Source organism: Hoeflea sp. YIM 152468 (assembly GCF_029210485.1).
GTDB lineage: Bacteria > Pseudomonadota > Alphaproteobacteria > Rhizobiales > Rhizobiaceae > Hoeflea.
This window is the reverse complement of the sequence record NZ_JARGET010000023.1, coordinates 1-14,369: the sequence shown is the minus strand read 5'-3', so window position 1 is coordinate 14,369 and position 14,369 is coordinate 1. Positions and strand designations below refer to the sequence as shown.

The 14,369-nt window shown below is 62.2% G+C and carries 16 protein-coding genes; 1 reads left to right on the top strand and 15 read right to left on the bottom strand.

Translation table 11 applies throughout. The features are described from left to right. Position 1: 1 nt before the first annotated feature. The 14 genes from lipA to PZ897_RS12090 all read right to left on the bottom strand — a co-directional run bounded on the left by lipA (position 2) and on the right by PZ897_RS12090 (position 12,551). Positions 2–994, bottom strand: coding sequence for a lipoyl synthase (gene lipA, locus PZ897_RS12155; RefSeq protein WP_275752566.1), 993 nt, complete (start codon positions 992–994; stop codon positions 2–4). A gap of 27 nt (positions 995–1,021) precedes the next feature. Beyond that, a complete protein-coding gene (locus tag PZ897_RS12150) occupies positions 1,022–1,300 on the bottom strand; it encodes a GlsB/YeaQ/YmgE family stress response membrane protein (protein WP_275752565.1) in 279 nt (92 codons plus the stop codon). After that, positions 1,297–1,551, bottom strand: a complete 255-nt coding sequence (locus tag PZ897_RS12145; RefSeq protein WP_275752564.1) for a hypothetical protein — start codon at positions 1,549–1,551, stop codon at positions 1,297–1,299. Before PZ897_RS12145 ends, PZ897_RS12150 begins: the two co-directional genes overlap by 4 nt. After that, entirely contained in the window at positions 1,548–2,993 is a 1,446-nt protein-coding gene (lpdA, locus tag PZ897_RS12140; RefSeq protein ID WP_275752563.1) for a dihydrolipoyl dehydrogenase, read from the bottom strand. The genes PZ897_RS12145 and lpdA overlap by 4 nt, the downstream gene beginning before the upstream one ends. Positions 2,994–3,063: 70 nt before the next feature. After that, positions 3,064–3,300 (bottom strand): YdcH family protein, encoded by a 237-nt coding sequence (locus PZ897_RS12135; RefSeq protein ID WP_275752562.1) that lies wholly within the window; start codon positions 3,298–3,300, stop codon positions 3,064–3,066. Positions 3,301–3,481: 181 nt separating this feature from the next. Next, positions 3,482–4,120 (bottom strand): SGNH/GDSL hydrolase family protein, encoded by a 639-nt coding sequence (locus tag PZ897_RS12130; protein WP_275752561.1) that lies wholly within the window; start codon positions 4,118–4,120, stop codon positions 3,482–3,484. A gap of 141 nt (positions 4,121–4,261) precedes the next feature. Beyond that, a complete protein-coding gene (locus PZ897_RS12125; RefSeq protein WP_275752560.1) occupies positions 4,262–4,813 on the bottom strand; it encodes a DUF308 domain-containing protein in 552 nt (183 codons plus the stop codon). A gap of 33 nt (positions 4,814–4,846) precedes the next feature. Further along, a complete protein-coding gene (locus PZ897_RS12120; protein WP_275752559.1) occupies positions 4,847–6,199 on the bottom strand; it encodes a pyruvate dehydrogenase complex dihydrolipoamide acetyltransferase in 1,353 nt (450 codons plus the stop codon). A 15-nt stretch (positions 6,200–6,214) separates the two neighbouring features. Further along, positions 6,215–7,615: a pyruvate dehydrogenase complex E1 component subunit beta gene (locus PZ897_RS12115; RefSeq protein WP_275752558.1), complete on the bottom strand. Its 1,401-nt coding sequence runs from the start codon at positions 7,613–7,615 to the stop codon at positions 6,215–6,217. Between the two features lie 15 nt (positions 7,616–7,630). After that, a complete protein-coding gene (gene pdhA, locus PZ897_RS12110) occupies positions 7,631–8,668 on the bottom strand; it encodes a pyruvate dehydrogenase (acetyl-transferring) E1 component subunit alpha (RefSeq protein WP_275752557.1) in 1,038 nt (345 codons plus the stop codon). A gap of 148 nt (positions 8,669–8,816) precedes the next feature. Further along, a complete protein-coding gene (locus PZ897_RS12105) occupies positions 8,817–9,125 on the bottom strand; it encodes a septum formation initiator family protein (RefSeq protein ID WP_275752556.1) in 309 nt (102 codons plus the stop codon). 178 nt (positions 9,126–9,303) lie between these two features. Continuing rightward, entirely contained in the window at positions 9,304–10,578 is a 1,275-nt protein-coding gene (gene eno, locus PZ897_RS12100) for a phosphopyruvate hydratase (RefSeq protein ID WP_275752555.1), read from the bottom strand. Between the two features lie 240 nt (positions 10,579–10,818). Continuing rightward, complete coding sequence (kdsA, locus tag PZ897_RS12095; RefSeq protein ID WP_275752554.1) at positions 10,819–11,661, bottom strand: 3-deoxy-8-phosphooctulonate synthase; 843 nt, start codon at positions 11,659–11,661, stop codon at positions 10,819–10,821. Next, positions 11,658–12,551 carry a VOC family protein gene (locus tag PZ897_RS12090; RefSeq protein ID WP_275752553.1) on the bottom strand — a complete coding sequence of 298 codons (894 nt, stop codon included), beginning with the start codon at positions 12,549–12,551 and terminating at the stop codon, positions 11,658–11,660. Before PZ897_RS12090 ends, kdsA begins: the two co-directional genes overlap by 4 nt. A gap of 170 nt (positions 12,552–12,721) precedes the next feature. Here PZ897_RS12090 and PZ897_RS12085 point away from each other — a divergent pair, with 170 nt between their 5' ends. Beyond that, entirely contained in the window at positions 12,722–13,591 is an 870-nt protein-coding gene (locus PZ897_RS12085) for a D-alanyl-D-alanine carboxypeptidase family protein (protein WP_275752552.1), read from the top strand. 72 nt (positions 13,592–13,663) lie between these two features. Here PZ897_RS12085 and PZ897_RS12080 read toward each other — a convergent pair whose 3' ends face one another. Further along, on the bottom strand, positions 13,664–14,074 hold the full coding sequence (locus PZ897_RS12080; RefSeq protein ID WP_275752551.1) for a hypothetical protein: 411 nt from the start codon (positions 14,072–14,074) through the stop codon (positions 13,664–13,666). Between the last annotated feature and the right edge of the window lie 295 nt (positions 14,075–14,369).

The following is a 14,369-nucleotide window of genomic DNA, read 5'->3' as shown; positions in this document are numbered from 1 at the left end:
TTCAACTGGCGACGAGCGCGCCCGCCATTCTGGCCTCCCGGTTGGCTTTGAGACGGGCGAAATCATCGCCGGCGTGGTGTGACGAGCGGGTCAGCGGGCTCGACGAGACCATCAGAAACCCCTTGGTGTAGGCGATCTTCTCGTAGCTCTTGAACTCGTCGGGGGTCACGTAGCTCATCACCTCGTGGTGCTTGCGGGTCGGCTGCAGATATTGCCCGATGGTCATGAAATCGACATCGGCCGAACGCAGATCGTCCATCAGCTGCAGCACTTCGTTGCGCTCCTCACCCAGCCCCACCATGATGCCGGATTTGGTGAACATGGCCGGATCGAGTTCCTTGACCCGCTGCAAAAGCCTGAGCGAGTGGAAATAGCGTGCGCCGGGACGGACGGTGAGGTAATTGCCGGGCACGGTTTCAAGATTGTGGTTGAAGACGTCGGGCCTGGCTGCGACCACGCGCTCGAGTGCGCCGGGCTTGCGCAGGAAATCCGGTGTCAGGATTTCGATCGTCGTCTCGGGCGACGCGGCACGGATGGCAAAGATCACCTTCTCGAAATGCTCGGCGCCGCCATCATCGAGATCATCGCGATCGACGGAGGTAACGACGACATGCATCAGCCCCATCTGCTTGACCGCCTTGGCGACGTTCTCCGGCTCGTTCACATCCAGCGCATTGGGCTTGCCGGTGATGACATTGCAGAAGGCGCAGGCGCGGGTGCAGATCTCGCCCATGATCATGAAAGTGGCGTGCTTCTTGTCCCAGCATTCGCCGATATTGGGACAGCCGGCCTCCTCGCAGACGGTGACGAGATTGTTCTGCTTCACGATCGAGCGGGTTTCCTGATAGCCCTTCGAGGTCGGCGCCTTGACCCTGATCCATTCCGGCTTGCGCTTGACCTCGGTATCAGGCCGATTCTGCTTTTCCGGATGCCGGATACGCCGGACTTCAGGTTTTGCGGCTTCACGATTGGTGACGTCGAGAATGGTGACCATGACAAGGCCCTTTATGTGCGTTGTGGTTCAGCCGCGCTTCGAGCGGCCGAAAACCCAGAGAATCAGGATCGCGCCCACAATGGCGACCACCAGATTTCCGGCAAATCCGTAGTAATTGATGTTGAGCACGCCCGCGAGCGCGCCGCCGACGAAGGAGCCGGCAATGCCGACCAGCATGTTGGTCAGCAAGCCGTGCTCCCGGTTCATGGCGCGTTCGGCGACATATCCGGCAATCAGACCAACCAGCAGCAGGCCGAAGAAGCCGAGCCCCGGCATCGCCAAAAACCCCATCTGCACCTCCATCATCGCCGTTTGTCTCCTTGTGCCGCCGCGCCGAGCGCCCGCATGATCAACCAGAATGTAAGACCGAGCATCAGTCCCATCAATGCCAGGATGGCGGATAACGAGACGATCCCCGCCAAACCCTCAAGCCGGACAGACCCGAACTCGACCGCACCGCGGCCGCGAATGGCGGCCAGCCCCGCCACCGCGCCCAAGCCTGCGCCGCCGATCACCGGCAGCAGCACGGCCCTTGGCAGGCGGCGAGACCCGCTCACGCGTTGAGCGCCCGTCCGTAGGCGTCGAGCACGCTTTCCTTGAGCGTTTCCGAAATCGTCGGATGCGGGAAGACGGTGTGCATCAGCTCTTCCTCGGTGGTTTCCAGATTCATCGCCACGACAAAGCCCTGGATCAGCTCGGTGACTTCGGCGCCAACCAAATGCGCGCCGAGCAATTCGCCGGTCTTCTTGTCGAAAATGGTCTTGACCATGCCCTGGTCCTCGCCCAGTGCGATGGCCTTGCCGTTGGCAACGAACGGGAAACGTCCGACGCGAATATCACGGCCCAGTTCCCTGGCCCTGGCTTCGGTGAGGCCGACGGAAGCGACCTGCGGGTTGCAATAGGTGCAGCCGGGGATCTTGAGCTTGTCCATCGGGTGGACATTGGGCAGGCCGGCGATCTTCTCGACGCAAATGACGGCTTCGTGCTCGGCCTTGTGCGCCAGCATCGGCGGACCGGCAACATCGCCGATGGCATAGAGTCCGGGGACATTGGTCCTGCCGTAGCCATCGATGACAATGCAGCCGCGATCGGTCTTCACACCAAGCGCCTCGAGCCCGAGATTTTCGATGTTGCCCTGGACACCGACAGCCGAGATCATCCGGTCAGCGGTGATCTTTTCGATCTTGCCGTCCTTGAGCTCGACATGGGCGGTGACCGAATCGGCGGCCTTGTCGACCTTTGTGACCTTGGCTTCGAGCAGAATCTTCATGCCCTGCTTGTCGAACTGCTTCTTTGCGAAAGCCGAGATTTCGGCATCTTCGACCGGCATCACAGCCTTCATCACCTCGACCACGGTCACATCCACACCCATGGTGCGGTAGAAGGAGGCGAATTCGATACCGATGGCGCCGGAGCCCATGACCAGCAGCGACTTAGGCATCTTGTCGGGCTTCATCGCCTCGAAATAGGTCCAGATCAGCTTGCCGTCGGGCTCGATGCCGGGCAGTGCCCGCGGCCGCGCGCCGGTGGCGACGATGATGTGCTTGGCGGTGTAGGTGCCCTCGCCCAGCGTGGTCTTGGGGATCGGCCCCTGCGGCTCGACGATCTTCTTGGTGGTTTTTGAAACCGCGATCTCGCCCGGTTTGGTCAGCTTGGCTTCGCCCCAGATGACATCGACCTTGTTCTTCTTCATCAGGAAGCCGACGCCGCCATTCATCCGTTCGGCAATGCCGCGCGAGCGCTTGATGATGGCGTCAAGATCGGGAGTGACCGAGCCTTCGAGCTTGAGGCCGTAGTTCTTGGCGTGCTCGGCAAGATGCAGCACTTCGGCCGAGCGCAGCAGAGCCTTGGTCGGAATGCAGCCCCAGTTGGAGCAAATGCCGGCCAGATGTTCGCGCTCGACCACGGCGGCCTTCAGACCAAGCTGGGCGGCGCGGATGGCCGCGATGTAGCCGCCGGGGCCGGCGCCGATGATGATCACGTCGTAACTGTTTGACACGCCTCGTCTCCTTTGAGTCAGGGCGGACGGATCGGCATCCGCCCTGCCATCTGTACGGGCCTGTCGGGTCCTATCCCGTCAGCATCCCGTAGATTTCGTCCTTGAGCTTCAGGCGCTGCTTGCGCATCGATTCCATAGTGAAATCATCTGTCGGCTCGACATTGGTTTCAGCGCGGTGGATGGCCCGGTTGAGGTCGTGATAGGCATCGGAGAGCTTGGCGAAATGGTCATCGTCCTGCTTCATCTCATGCATTTTCTCAACATGCTCGGGAAATTCCTCCGGCAGTTCGTTGGGCGTATGTGACATCAATCATCTCCTCGTTGTCTGGTGATGACTGCACTCTATCCGCCCGGTCCGTGTTCTCCTTGACCCTGGTCAACTGCTTCGCGCACAACCGCTCAAATCGCATGCGATGCGATCAAAGGCGCATACGCCACTTCCATGTGCTGCAGCACCTTGCGGTGTTGACCGCCTGGCGCTGCGTTCATCAATGCCCCAGCAACAACCTTGTTACCGGCGCCAGGCCCCGCCCGATGGCGCGGGTGTTCTCCGCATCCAGATGGACGCCGTCGATCGGCGAACACCGCGCCACCGATCCCGCGTCGAAAAATCCGGCACCGGTGTCATCGGCCAGATCGGCATAGAACGACGCCAGCATCACCGACTGGGCGACCCCGCCTTCAAACATCGCGGCGAAGTCGGGATCAGCGGTTTGAACCAGCGGTGGCGGTGAGACCACCAGGATCTGCGGCGCCTCCTGCTCCACCGGCCAGGCGTGCAACCGGACCAGGTCCAGCAGCCGCCGGATGCCTTTCGATGCCGCATGGGCGGTGCCAGCGATGACCGGCTTCATGTCGTTCGATCCAAGCATGAAGATGACCAGATCGAGCGGCGCGTGGGCATGCAGCGCAGTCGGCAGCGTGCGCGCGCCGTTGCGGTCGCAATCACCGGTGTGATCATCAAATGCCGTGGTCCGGCCATTGAGCCCGTCGGCGGTCACATGCACGCCCTCGCCCAGCGCTGACGCCAGCACCGAGGGCCAGCGGTCCGCGAGCCCATGCCGGGCCCGGGTCTTGGGGTCATAGCCCCAGGTGAGAGAGTCGCCATAGCAGAGGACTGTTTTCATGGTTTCACAACGCCATTTGCAGCGCGCATTTGCTTGAGCGTCGGGCCAATCATGTCTGTCGATTCGGTCATGATATCCTCCTACTCCCTCAAGCTACGGCTTCAATATGATGCGCGCGGCAGGCAAAGTCACCCGCCTGTCTCAGACGTGACCCAGCTTGCGCAGGCCCAGCGCCACGAACAGGAACAGCACGCCGTTGGAGATCAGTTCGATGCCGAGCAGCAGACCCAGAACAGTCGTCGCCGTCGACGGCAGACCGGCAAGGATCATCACGCCGAGCACAGCCGAGACAAGGCCCGAGACCAACACCCAGACCCAGCCGGACGCGGGCTTGAGCGCCAGAGCGAACATAATCTTGGCAACGCCGATCACCAGGAAGAGCACCGCCACCAGCAAGGTCAGCGACACCGATCCCGCGAGCGGATCGGCAACCAGCACGAAGCCGACGATAAGCGACAGCGCACCGATGCCGAGCGACCAGATGAAGCCGGGCCAGTCCCGAATTCTGAAGGCATGGACCACCTGGACGACACCCTGGATGAGAAAGATCCAACCGGCCAGAACAACGGCGAGAATGGTCGCACCGAACGGATTGAGCAGCGCCAGAAAACCGCCGACAATGCAGATCACCGCCAGCACGGCCATCCAGGTCCAGGTCTTGCTGAAACGCTCGTCCACACCATGATCAGCCATAACCGCGTCCTCCAGTGTTGATCGTCAAGTCGCTCAGACCAGCATTCCCATCGGGCTTTCGATGTAGCCCTTGAAGGCCGCCAGCAATTCGGCGCCGAGCGCACCGTCAACGGCGCGGTGATCGGTTGACAACGTGACGCTCATCACCGTGGCTATCGCCAAGGCACCATCCTTGACAACGGCGCGCTGTTCGCCGGCGCCGACGGCCAGAATGGTGGCATGCGGCGGGTTGATGACGGCGGCAAAGTCCTTGACCCCCATCATGCCCATGTTGGACACGGCAGTGGTGCCGCCCTGGTATTCTTCTGGCTTGAGCTTGCGCTCCTTGGCCCGCTTGCCCAGATCCTTCATCTCGCCCGAGATCGCTGACAGCGTCTTGAGTTCAGCCGAGCGCACGATCGGGGTGATCAGCCCGCCCGGAATCGAGACGGCGACGCCGACATCGGAATGCTTGTGCATGACCATATTCTCGTCCGTCCAGGAAACATTGGCGTCCGGCACATCGCGCAGCGCCAGCGCCAGCGCCTTGATCACCATGTCGTTGACCGAGAGCTTGTAGGCGGGCTTGCCGTCCTTGACCGGGGCCGCCTTGTTGAGCTGGGCCCGCAGCGCCAGCAGCGCATCCAGCTCGCAATCGACGGTGACGTAGAAATGCGGGATGGTCTGCTTGGATTCCTGCAGCCGGCGGGCAATGGTCTTGCGCATGCCGTCATGCTTGACCAGCTCGTAGGAGCCTTCGGTGAAATTCTTCAGAACGGCATCATCGGACATGCCCTTTGGAGCCGCGGCGGCAGGTGCAGCGGCTGCGGCTGCCGGAGCCTTACCGGTGCCCGAAGCGATTGCCGCCTCGACATCCTTCTTGACCACGCGGCCATGCGGGCCGGAGCCTGTGATCTGCGCCACGTTGACGCCCGCGTCCCTGGCAATGCGGCGCGCCAGGGGCGACGAGAACACGCGCTCGCCGTCTTCTACCGGCGCAGGAGGGGCAGCAGGCGCAGCCGGATTGGCGTCGCGGATCGGCTTGCTGTCCGTGGAAGGAGCGGCTTGTGTTGCGGCTGTGTCAGCCTTCGCAGCCTCGGCGGGTTTTGGCGCAGGGGCTGGAGCGGCATCGCCGCCGCTCTTTGCGGCGTCCTCGACACTTTCGCCTTCCGCGGCGAGAATGGCGATCACCGCATTGACCTTGACGCCTTCGGTACCGGCGGCAACGACGAGCTTGGCCACGGTGCCTTCATCGACGGCTTCGACTTCCATCGTCGCCTTGTCGGTCTCGATCTCGGCGATGACATCGCCGGCGCTGACCGTGTCGCCTTCCTTGACCAGCCATTTGGACAGGTTTCCCTCTTCCATGGTTGGCGACAGGGCGGGCATTGTGATGTTGATAGGCATCTTCCGGACCTCCCCTTACGCCGTATAGGTGACGGCTTTGACGGCCTCGATGATCTCGGCGACGTTCGGCAGTGCGAGCTTTTCGAGATTGGCGGCGTAGGGCATGGGAACATCCTTGCCCGCGATGGTGATGATCGGCGCGTCGAGATAATCGAACGCCTGTTGCTGCACACGCGTGGCGATTTCGGTGCCGACGGAGGATTGCGGAAAGCCTTCCTCGACGGTGACCAGGCGACCGGTCTTCTTCACACTTTCAATCACGGTCGGCAGGTCCATCGGACGGATGGTCCGAAGGTCGATCAATTCGACATCAATGCCGAGCTTGGAGAGCTCCTCGATCGCCTTGAGGGCATAGGTCATGCCGATACCAAAGGAGACGATGGTGACGTCGGCGCCGGCCTTGTGGATGCGGGCCTTGCCAATCGGCAGGACGAAATCATCGATTTTCGGCACATCGAATGTCTGGCCGTAAAGGATCTCGTTTTCGAGGAAAATGATCGGGTTGGGATCGCGGATGGCGGCTTTGAGCAGGCCTTTCGCGTCAGCCGCCGAATAGGGCATGACCACCTTGAGGCCGGGAATATGGCTGTACCAGGCCGCATAGCACTGCGAATGCTGGGCGCCGACGCGGGCCGCCGCGCCGTTGGGGCCGCGGAAGACAATCGGTGCGCCCATCTGACCGCCCGACATATACAGCGTCTTGGCAGCCGAATTGACGATCTGGTCAATTGCCTGCATGGCGAAGTTGAAGGTCATGAACTCGACGATCGGCTTCAGCCCGGCCATGGAGGCGCCAACGCCGAGACCGGCAAAGCCGTGTTCGGTAATCGGCGTGTCGACAACGCGCCTGTCGCCGAATTCCGCAAGCAACCCTTGCGTGATCTTGTAGGCCCCCTGGTACTCGGCCACTTCCTCGCCCATGACGAAGACGTCGTCGTCGGCGCGCATTTCCTCGGCCATGGCATCGCGAAGCGCCTCGCGCACGGTGGTCGGAACCATCTCGGTGCCTTCGGGGATTGACGGATCGGAAACCGCGGTGTTGGCAACCGGCGCCTTCGGCGCGGCCGGCACAGGCGCGGCTGCATCGGATTTTGCGTCGGCCTCGGCTGCCTTGGGCGCGGCGGACGGTGCAGCTTCGGCAGCCTTCGGCGCGCCGATGTCGGAAGCGCTCTCGCCCTCTTCCAGAATCACGCCGATAACAGCGTTGACCTTGACGTTTTCGCTGCCGGCAGGAACGACGATCTTGCCGAGCACACCCTCGTCGACGGCTTCGACCTCCATGGTGGCCTTGTCGGTTTCAATTTCGGCCAGCACATCGCCGGAGGCGATCGTGTCGCCCTCGTTTTTCAGCCATTTGGACAACGTGCCTTCTTCCATTGTCGGGGAAAGCGCGGGCATCAGGATATCTATCGTCATGGTGGTTCCCTCCCCTTACAGCAGAATATCGGTGTAGAGCTCGGAGGCATCCGGCTCCGGATTGTTCTGGGCGAAATCCGCCGCGTCGGCGACCACTTCACGCACCTGCTTGTCGATGGCCTTGAGGTCATCTTCGCCGGCATGTTTGAGCTTGAGAATGCGCGCCTTGACCTGCTCGATCGGATCGTGCTCGGAGCGCATCTTCTGCACCTCGTCCTTGGTGCGGTACTTCGCCGGGTCGGACATCGAATGGCCGCGATAGCGGTAGGTCAGCATTTCGAGAATGATCGGACCCTTGCCTGCGCGGCAATGGGCGACCGCCTCGATGGCGGCGGCGTGTACCGCGCGCACATCCATGCCATCAACCTGATGCCCCGGAATGCCGAAGGACGCGCCCCGCAACGAGAAATTCGACTGGGCGGTGGAGCGCTCCGTCGAGGTGCCCATGGCGTAGCGATTGTTCTCGATGATGTAGACAACCGGCAGCTTCCACAAGGCCGCCATGTTGAAACTCTCATAGACCTGACCCTGGTTGGCCGCGCCGTCACCGAAATAGGTGAGAGAAACATTGTCGTTGCCACGATAGCGGTTGGCAAAGCCCAGCCCGGTGCCCAGCGACACCTGCCCGCCAACGATGCCATGGCCGCCGTAGAAATCCTTTTCCTTGGAGAACATGTGCATGGAGCCACCCTTGCCACGCGAGTAGCCATCGCGGCGTCCGGTCAGCTCGGCCATGACGCCGCGCGGCTCCATGCCGCAAACCAGCATATGACCGTGATCACGGTAGCCGGTAATGACCTGATCGCCGTCCTTGAGCGCCATCTGCATGCCGACAACGACAGCTTCCTGACCGATGTAGAGGTGACAGAATCCGCCGATGAAGCCCATGCCGTAAAGCTGGCCGGCCTTCTCTTCGAACCGGCGGATCATCAGCATCTCGCTATAGGCCTTGATCTCGGCGGCCTTGTCGAAATCGGTAATCCCGCCGTTCAGCCCGCTTTTTTCGGCAGGCTTCTTGCGGGATGCGGCTGTGGCGGTTTTACGGGGTGCCATATCATCCTCCCAAAGGTCATCTAATCTTGACCATAGGGAAATTGCAGATGATCAGCAAGCGTATAAACGCATAGCTGATATTCCAACTAATCCATTGATTTAACTAGACAATCATTCGATTAACTGAATTCAGGTTAACTCAGTTAAATCAGTTGAAATAGACGACCTCGTCCGCACGGGCGACATTGAGCAGCGCCCGCGCCCGTTCGTCGAGCATATCAGCTTCCACCGCGCCGTCGCTCAACAACATCACCTTGCGTTCCAGATGTTGCCTGCGTTCTTCCAGGCTTGCAAGCCGTTCCGTCAATTCGACACGTCGAATCTCCAGCGCTTCGGCTGAATCCAGCCCGTAAGCACCGTGCCAGGAGTGATAGCCAAAATAGGAAAAGCAAGCCACCGAGAGAACCGGAATGACCCACCGGCCCCAGAACCGCTTTTTCTTGAATTGTGTCCGCATTCGAAAAACGCCTTACCCGTGCGAGTGGGCAAGGATCGCATCCTCATGCTTAAAATAGCGTTAGCTCAATCAGCGAAACCGAACAGAAAGGCCCGCGCAAGCGGCGCGGGCCCTGATCAGTTTTTCCTCACGGCCGACGGTGAAGGGTTCACCCGCCCGGTCAGGTGCGCAGGCCCGGTCAGGTGCGCAGGACGGACGTTCCGGCGTAGGCGGCTTCGACGTCGAGTTCTTCCTCGATGCGAATGAGCTGGTTGTATTTCGCCAGCCGGTCGGAGCGCGACAGCGATCCGGTCTTGATCTGACCGCAATTGGTGGCAACCGCCAGATCGGCGATGGTCGAATCCTCGGTCTCGCCGGACCGGTGGCTCATCACAGCAGTGTAGCGCGCCTTGTGCGCGGTTTCGACCGCATCGAGCGTTTCCGACAAGGTGCCGATCTGGTTGACCTTGATCAGGATCGAGTTGGCAACGCCCATCTTGATGCCGTCGCGCAACCGGGCGGAGCTGGTGACGAACAGATCGTCGCCGACCAGCTGGCACCGGTCACCGATCTTGCCGGTGAGGGACTTCCAACCGTCCCAGTCATCCTCTCCCATGCCGTCCTCGATCGAAATGATCGGGTACTTGGCCTGCAGTTCGGCCAGATAGTCGGCCATGGCTTCGGGCTCGAGCGCCCGGCCTTCGCCGTCAAGCTGATATTTGCCGTCCCGGAAGAACTCGGTGGCGGCACAGTCAAGCGCCAGATGAATATCCTCACCCGGACGGTAGCCGGCCTTCTCGATCGACTTCATGATGAAATCGAGCGCATCGGGCGCGCTCTTGAGGTCAGGCGCAAAGCCACCTTCGTCGCCGACATTGGTGTTGTAACCGCCGGCCGAGAGCTCCTTTTTCAAGGTATGAAACACTTCCGAGCCCATGCGCACGGCGTCGCGGAAGCTTTCCGCGCCAACCGGCATGATCATGAACTCCTGGAAATCGATCGGATTGTCGGCGTGGGCGCCGCCATTGATGATGTTCATCATCGGAACCGGCAGCAGACGCGCATTGGCGCCGCCGACATAGCGGTACAGCGGCAGACCGCTCGACTGGGCTGCGGCACGGGCGGCGGCGAGCGAGACGCCGAGAATGGCGTTGGCGCCGAGCTTGCTCTTGTTGGCAGTCCCGTCGAGGGCGATCATTTCCTTGTCGAGGGCAATCTGGCCTTCGGCATCCATGCCGCAAATGTGGTCGCGCAGCGCGCCGTTGACGGCGGCGACGGCATTTTCCACCCCCTTGCCCAGATAGCGGCTGCCGCCGTCACGCAGTTCAACGGCTTCATGGGCGCCAGTGGAGGCGCCGGAGGGAACCATGGCGCGGCCCATGGAGCCGTCTTCAAGATGGACATCGACCTCAACCGTCGGGTTTCCGCGGCTGTCGAGGACTTCCCGTCCGACAATATGGATAATGGCGGTCATGGTGTGGTTCCTTCATATAAGTGGCTTGGGCCAAGGCGGCTGTGTGCCGTCTTAGCGCACAGCGGCGAAAAATCAATTGCCGGTCGCGCCGCGGTGGACTTATCCCAACATCGAAGCTCAGAGGCAGCGCCGGCTGATCCGGATCCAATCTACACTCTACACCCCACAAGGCCGCCGGGGACAAACCGGCGCCTTGTTTTTCTTACCCGGCCGATCGCGGCATGCAATCGCAGACCATCTTCAGCCGGCCTGGTGTTTGGCCACGGCGTCGAAAGCCATCAGGGTTTCGAGCAATCGCGGCATGGCGTCAAGCGGCACCATGTTGGGGCCATCCGACGGAGCGTTGTCGGGATCCTCGTGGGTCTCGATGAACAGGGCTGCAACACCAACGGCGACGGCGGCGCGGGCCAGGGTCTCGACGAATTCGCGCTGGCCGCCGGAGGAGCCGCCCTGCCCGCCGGGCTGCTGCACCGAATGGGTGGCGTCAAACACCACCGGCGCGCCCATGGCGGCCATGATCGGCAAGGCGCGGAAGTCGGAGACAAGCGTGTTGTAGCCGAAGGAGGCGCCGCGCTCGGTCAAGAGCACATTGGCATTGCCGCTTTCGGTGACCTTGGCGAGCACGTTCTTCATGTCCCAGGGCGCCAGGAACTGACCTTTCTTGACGTTGATGACGCGGCCGGTGGCGGCGGCGGCGATCAGGAGATCGGTCTGACGGCACAGAAAGGCCGGGATCTGCAAGATGTCGACAGCCGCGGCAACGGTGGCGCATTGCGCCTCGGTGTGAACATCGGTGATCACCGGCAGGCCGAGTTCGGCCCGGATGTCGGCAAAGACCGTGAGCGCCTTGTCGAGGCCGAGACCGCGCGTGCCCGTGAGCGAGGTGCGGTTGGCCTTGTCGAAGGAGGATTTGTAGACCAGCCCGATGCCGAGCTTGCCGCAGATTTCCTTCAGCCTGCCGGCAATCTCGAAGGCGTGCGCGCGGCTCTGCATCTGGCAGGGGCCGGCGATCAGTGTCAGCGGCAGATGATTGCCGAAGGCAACTGTGCCGGCGGTGACGGTGGAATTGGGCGTGGCGGTCATCGGGTTTCCTCAAAACAGTAACAGGCGCCCTGCCCCGGCGCCGGGTCGACAATCAGCCGGCCCGCGACCTGACGGGCGGCCAGGCCATTTTCCAGCAACAGCGCCGCGGTCGCCGCCAGGTCATCGACCTTGTAGACCACGGCGCGGCCGATCAGGCCGCGATCGCGCGAGGTGTCGGGCAGACCCAGATGAACCCCCATGCCGGCCTTGTTCAGGACGGTGATGGCGGCGCCGTCGAGCTTGATCGACATGCCGAAGGAATTGGCGTCGACCTCGCGGTTGCAGGCAAGCTCCTGGATGAAATACTGGAAATCGGTCGGATTGGGTTCCGACAGGATGATTTCGGAGATGCCGGTGACGCCGTTCCTGTGCGTCGTCAGTTGCGAACGGTCGGCGGCGGGCACATTGATGCGCTCGACTGCGAAACCGAAGAAATCGGGGCTGCGCAGATCGGACGCAAACGCAAGCCGGAAGCTCGCCGTCTGCTCGGAGCCGTCGGTCGATTGCATCGGCCGGGAGAAGGCCAGCATCGCGCCACCGGACATGCCGAGCGCAACAAAGCGGGCATGATCGGCTTCGGCTTGCTTCGAGCCGACCACCAGCGCGGAAAATCCGGTGTCGCCCTGGCGGAAGCGGAAGGCCTGGTCACGGGCGACGAAGACATTGCCTTGCCGCGCGGCCGCCTCGCAGTCCTCGCGCGAGGCGATGGCCAGCGGTTCGAGATAGGTGCCGTCGGCGAAAAACACACAGGCGTTCTCGGTGCCGAAGGGATGCAGCGCGTCGGCGGCGACGGTGAAACCAAGCGCTGAATGCCGCGCGCGCGCAGTGTCGAGATCCTCGACCGGCAGCACAAGGTGATCGAGAGGACGTGGGGATCGCGGTGAGGACATTTGAGGCGTTACTCCATTTCGCCCTCCCCTTACCAGCAAGGCCCAAGCCGGTGCAACACCAAGGCCACCGGTTGCCCGCGCCAGCTTGGCCGGCGTTTGCGGCCTTGCAAAGCCTTGCGTCAATCGCGGACAGACGGTAATCAGATACGGGTTGCAAACGGGAGCAAGTTTTGACCGGGCTGATTGCAGGCGCACTGCGCCATTGCCGAAAATCCCTGACCATGATTGCGCTGCTGGCAGCGGTTTCGGGCTGCGCCTCGTCGGGCGGATCGATCGAGAACGTGGTGGCGCCGGTGGCGCCGACGACGGAGAAATATGCCGCCATCGTGGTCGATGCGAAGTCAGGCAAGATGCTCTATGGCGCCAATGTCAACGAGCTGCGCTACCCGGCGTCGCTGACCAAGATGATGACCTTGTATCTGATGTTCGAGGCGATGGATGAGGGGCGCGTCAGCCGCTCCGACCTGATCCCGATTTCGCGCCATGCGGCTGCGCGGCCGCCGTCAAAGCTCGGGCTGAAGCCGGGCCAGTCGATTCCGGTCGACACCGCGATCCGGGTGCTGGTGGTCAAGTCGGCCAATGATGTGGCCACCGCCGTGGCCGAATTTCTCGGCAACGGCTCGGAAGCGCAATTTGCCGCAAAGATGACGGCGAAGGCGCGCAGCCTCGGCATGACCCGCACCGTGTTCAAGAACGCCTCGGGCCTGCCCGATTCGGGCCAGGTGACGACAGCCACCGACATGGCGCGGCTGTCGATCGCGCTGCGGCGGACCTTCCCGCATTATTACAGCTACTTCAACCAGCGCGAAGTGACCGTGGCCGGACGCACGATCAAGGGCCACAACAAGGCGATGGACATGATTCCCGGCGCTGACGGGCTGAAGACCGGCTACACCCGCGCGTCGGGCTTCAATCTGGCCACTTCGGTGCGACGTGGCGGCAAGTCGGTGGTCGGTGTGGTGATGGGCGAAAACACGTCGGCGATCCGCAATGCCCGCATGGCGGCGCTGATGTCGGCCTATGTCAATCGCGCGAAATAGCCTGTCGCAAGGCTTTGGCGCCATCACTGGCGCGAAGACGACGCCTCTGCGCGATCGGCAAGCCTGAACCGGTCAGGGCCCGGTGCAGGAAATGCCGACCGGCGGTTCATCCTCGATCTGGACAAGGCCGATCTGCAACGGCGCCTCATCGTGCTCGCCGCGAATGAGCCGGATCGCCGCCACACGCCTGGTCACCTGCGGGTCGACCAGATCGATGCGGAAGATCTCGCCGTCATCATAGGCCTGGGCGATGTCAAGTTTTTCTCCGGGCAGGCCTTCGGCGGTGGTGAAGTCGCGGCCGCCGACCGACAGCGACACCGAAAACACATTGGGCACAGGTCCGGCGCCGAGCACAATGTCGAGACTGGACTCAAATTTCATGTCGGTGCAGGAAATCGACACCGTGGCCCGGGCCGGACCGGCAAGCGCCAGACCGGCGGCGACGGCGGCAAGAGACATCGGAATTGCTGATCGCATCGGCATGGCCTGATCCTCCCCGGGCGCAGGACAGTTGTCTCTCCCAGATTTGCCCTGGCCTTCGCCGCAGGCTTTGGGACAGCAGGCGCCTCGGCCTGGAAGTGTCTCAGATTTTCAAGTGTGCGGCAAGGCAGAGCACGGCCCGGCAACGAGGATGCGGCTGCGGGCAGCAGTGCTCCGCGCAAGGGGAAACGATCCCGCGCGACACGATCGCCGGGGGGTGAGGTGAGACTGGCATTCCGGAGGGCCGCACGCGGGCTTTGCCTTACGGAAATGAGGGTTATGTGTGTGCATGTCCGTT